5 protein-coding genes and 1 pseudogene are annotated in these 3,822 nt (G+C 61.3%); all 6 read right to left on the bottom strand.

Features of this window, described 5'->3' with window-relative positions:
• Nucleotides 1–40: 40 nt before the first annotated feature.
• Nucleotides 41–784 carry a phosphatidylcholine/phosphatidylserine synthase gene (locus EOA32_RS34565; RefSeq protein ID WP_245299656.1) on the bottom strand — a complete coding sequence of 248 codons (744 nt, stop codon included), beginning with the start codon at nucleotides 782–784 and terminating at the stop codon, nucleotides 41–43.
• Between the two features lie 75 nt (nucleotides 785–859).
• Nucleotides 860–1,597, bottom strand: coding sequence for a phosphatidylserine decarboxylase (locus EOA32_RS34560; RefSeq protein WP_280940557.1), 738 nt, complete (start codon nucleotides 1,595–1,597; stop codon nucleotides 860–862).
• Between the two features lie 87 nt (nucleotides 1,598–1,684).
• A complete protein-coding gene (locus EOA32_RS34555) occupies nucleotides 1,685–2,563 on the bottom strand; it encodes a hypothetical protein (RefSeq protein WP_128374090.1) in 879 nt (292 codons plus the stop codon).
• 258 nt (nucleotides 2,564–2,821) lie between these two features.
• The gene (locus tag EOA32_RS34550; RefSeq protein WP_128374089.1) at nucleotides 2,822–3,088 is read right to left on the bottom strand and encodes a hypothetical protein; all 267 of its coding nucleotides are present in this window, start codon (nucleotides 3,086–3,088) and stop codon (nucleotides 2,822–2,824) included.
• A 1-nt stretch (nucleotide 3,089) separates the two neighbouring features.
• Nucleotides 3,090–3,431 carry an antibiotic biosynthesis monooxygenase gene (locus EOA32_RS34545; RefSeq protein ID WP_128374088.1) on the bottom strand — a complete coding sequence of 114 codons (342 nt, stop codon included), beginning with the start codon at nucleotides 3,429–3,431 and terminating at the stop codon, nucleotides 3,090–3,092.
• Nucleotides 3,432–3,593: 162 nt separating this feature from the next.
• A pseudogene (locus tag EOA32_RS40395) lies at nucleotides 3,594–3,822 on the bottom strand (IS110 family transposase); the annotation flags it as partial.

The following is a 3,822-nucleotide window of genomic DNA, read 5'->3' as shown; positions in this document are numbered from 1 at the left end:
AAGGAACTCGGCGGCTCGAAGTCGCGCCTCTCGAGCGGGTTCAGCCGATATCCGAAGGCGGCACCTTCTCGCCTTCGCGCATGGCCCGCTTCGAATAGGCTCGCACCGAGAACGGCAGGAAGACGAGGTAGCCGGCGACCGATGCTGTCAGCGTGTACCAGGGATAGGCCATCAACAGCAGGATGTAGAGCACGACGCCGAGGATGACCGGAAGCACTCTGTCTCCCGGCACCTTGACGCTCTTGCCCGAATAGACCGGCAGGCGACTGACCAAGAGGAAGGCGACGAGCACGGTGAAGCCAGAGGCAACGAAGGCCGCCCCCCGGGTCGGTTCCAGGCCGAGCCGCAGGAAGTAGAGATAGCAAGGCAGCATGACCAGCACCGCGCCCGCCGGCGCCGGGACGCCGACGAAATACTCGGTCTGCCAGGCCGGCTGGTCGGTGTCGTCGGCCAGCACATTGAAGCGGGCGAGCCGCATGCCGCAGGCAATGGTGAACAGGAGCGCCGCGATCCAGCCCGGCGAGCCGGCGCGGTCGAGCAGGAAGGCATAGAGCACCAGCGCGGGCGCGACGCCGAAATTGACGATATCGGCCAGCGAATCCATCTGCGCGCCGAATTTCGAGGTCGCCTTCAGCATGCGCGCCAAGCGGCCGTCGATGCCGTCGAGGAAGGCGGCGAGCAGCACCATGACGACGGCCGGCTCGAAACGGTCCTCGAAGGCGAAGCGGATGCCGGACAGGCCGGCGCAGATCGCAAGAACGGTAACCAGATTGGGCAGCACCATGCGCATCGGAATTTCGCGGATGCGAGGGCCGCCGCTGGCGTGTGCCTCGAACTTCTTGAAAGGCGCGCCCACCGCTCAGGAAATCCTGACCAGCGGGGCGACGGCGGTGCCGCCGAACTCGGCAAGCACCGTCTCGCCGCCCACCGCCGTCTGGCCGACGGCGACGCGCGGCACGGCGTTCGACGGCAGGAAGACGTCAACGCGGGAGCCGAAGCGGATCAGGCCAAAACGCTCGCCGATGCCGATCGACCCGCCCTGCTCGGCCCAGCAGACGATGCGGCGCGCCACAAGGCCGGCGATCTGCACGGCGGCAACGGTGCCGTTGGGACTGTCGATGACCAGCCCGTTGCGCTCGTTCTCCGAGCTTGCCTTGTCGAGCTCGGCATTGAGGAATTTGCCGGGACGATGCTCGATGCGCGTGATCCTGCCGCGCACCGGCGCGCGGTTGATGTGGCAGGAAAAGACATTCATGAACACCGAGATACGGGTCATTTCGCCCGTGCCCAGGCCAAGCTCGCGCGGCGGCACGGCAGGCCCGACCGCCGAAACCACGCCGTCGGCCGGACTGACTACCAGCCGGTCGTCGACCGGCGTGACGCGCTCTGGGTCACGGTAAAAATAGATGCACCAGCCGGTGAGGATCAGCCCGAGCCAGAACAGGATCGAGGAGAAATAGCCGAGGAACAGCGTGGCCGCGCCGAAGGCGGCGATGAAGGGATAGCCCTCGCGATGGATCGGAACGAACGTATTCTTGATCGTATCGAGAAGCGTCATAGGGCTTGGGGCGGTCCCTGTTTCAGGTCCGGCCTCAATAGCCGAAAGCCCCCCTCCCCGCAACGCAACAATGGGAGAGGATGGACGTGTCACCGGAGGTGAACACCGCGAAAAGCGAACAGATACCTACCTGGCGGCAGCGGAGCGATCAAAGTGATTTTGGAGTTCGGACATGGTAGCCTCGGCGACCCTTTCGTCATCGTTGCCCCGCAAGAGCAGACCGCCATTCGGCGAAGACAAGAAAAGGAAGGCCCGGTTGGACGCCAACACCACCCAATTGACGACCTGCCCTTCCGCCGTTTGCACCACCGAGTTCGCTGAAACAACTGCATCCACAGGGTCGAAACCGGCCTTGCGCAGCAGCAGGTCGACTGCGGCCGGAGCATGGAATTGCTCGGCCAATTCGATAACCGTGTCGATCTCCGATCCTTCAGCATGACCAAGCTGGACGCCGATCCGTGGTGCGTTCGCTCCCAACGGGTTCTCGCCCGGGCGTACGATTGGTGGATCTTCGGGTGCGATATGTTCATATACGGCAACGCTTGCCTTTGTTTCGGCACAGAGCCGGAGTTCTTTCGCACTGGTTCGAAGCTGGAAAACCAACTGCTTTTCGCCTTCGATATCCAGCATCCTCGCCATGCCGAACGCCAGTTTGATCTCCGATGGAGATATCTTCGCGCAGGCGAGGCCGGCGCCGACTTCGCGCCGACTCAACATCTGGCTGACCAGGTTGCCAACCGACTCATGAAGAAGCCTAGTTTCGCGCTGGGGGTTGGCCATAACGAGTTGATTCATCGCTTCGTCGTAATCGTCATCATCGACAATCTGCAGATCGGGCCAAGAAGCGATCCAACGCGCAAGCAAATGCTCCATCGGCACGGCGTCATCCGCTTCGTAGAACGCATCGTCGAGCGTATCCAGGAAATCGTCGCGGCCACCCTCGAAGCCCGTTTGTCTCGCCGCTTCGTCGGGATGTTTGGCAACCCAAGCCGACATCTTTTCCAAGGTTGCCAGCTGTCCTTTTGCCCCACACGCGCTGAGTCCGGCTCTGGCATTGGCAATCGTGGTGTCGATTTCGCTGCTGCATTATGGATGAATTGACTATGGCCGCCGTTCTTTACCTCCGAGGAATACCAATCCGCGTCAAAGACCTGCATCGCCTTGGGGTTGATCTCCGGGTAGCGATAGAGCCCTTTGGAAATCATCGTCACGGCGAATTGCATAATGGCGACGACGAGTTGAAAAGGCTGTTCACCAGCCCCTTCAATCTTCGAACGAGGCACCATAATCAAGGGTATCAATAGGCCGCCTCCTTTTTGTTCGGAAGCCAGCAATTTCTTTGTGGAAGCTGCTTTGGATTTGCGTGAGAAGAACCCGAACATCGAACGCTTTTCCGTCATCCAAAGTAAAATGCGCAACTATTGCTGCCGAAACAATATCAGCAGCCGTTGGAGATAAAAGCCCCCGCCCGATTGATTGATAGGATGAGCGACGCCCGTATCGGCCGGGCGCCGCTGCGGAAGGATACACCTCATAACTCCGGCACGCGCTGGTAGTTGGCGATATCCGCCTTGACCCCGAGGCGGGCGATCGTTGCCTGAGGGCTGAAGGCGATGCGCTCGTGCGCGGCCTTGACGATCGGCACGACGTTGTCGACCGCGGCCTGATTTTCCCATTCGACCATGGTGACGATGTTGAATTCGCCGGGGCCGGAGAACTGCTCGAGCAGGAAGTCCTGGACGAAGCCGTCCTGCTGGCGCAGCAATTCGTGCGTCATCCTTACCTTGCCGAGGATCTCGTCGCGCGCTTCCGCCGGCACGACGAATTTGTCGACCCGGAACACGCTGCCAGCGCGTTGATCTTGAGTGCTCATTTCGATCGGTCTCCGTTCTTGGAAGGCTTGCTTCGCAGGGTTCGGAGACGGTTTGCAAGCTCAAGCTAGGTTGAGGTCAAGGGGATTTTGCGCCGACTTCTCCTTCTCCCCTTGTGGGAGAAGGTGTCGCCGAAGGCGACGGATGAGCGACTATCTGAGGTGTCAAGTTGCATTTGCGAACTCGCTTCGCGCGTCGCGTGCTTTTGCATTGAGAATGACGAGCAGCTTTCTGGCGAGAGCGATGCGGATGACCATCTTTTCCTCTCCAGCGGCCTGCAACCGGTGCTGGAAGGCGGCCAGGTGCGGATCGTATTTGGCAACGATGCGGGCAACGAGGAAGAGCACGCCCCGGGGCCCGGCGCGACCGCCACGCACCGGTCTTCGGCCGCTG

Source organism: Mesorhizobium sp. M1A.F.Ca.ET.072.01.1.1 (assembly GCF_004023325.1).
In the GTDB taxonomy this organism is placed as follows: Bacteria; Pseudomonadota; Alphaproteobacteria; order Rhizobiales; family Rhizobiaceae; genus Mesorhizobium.
The sequence above is the reverse complement of the archived record's forward strand: the minus strand, read 5'-3'. Positions and strand labels throughout refer to the sequence as shown.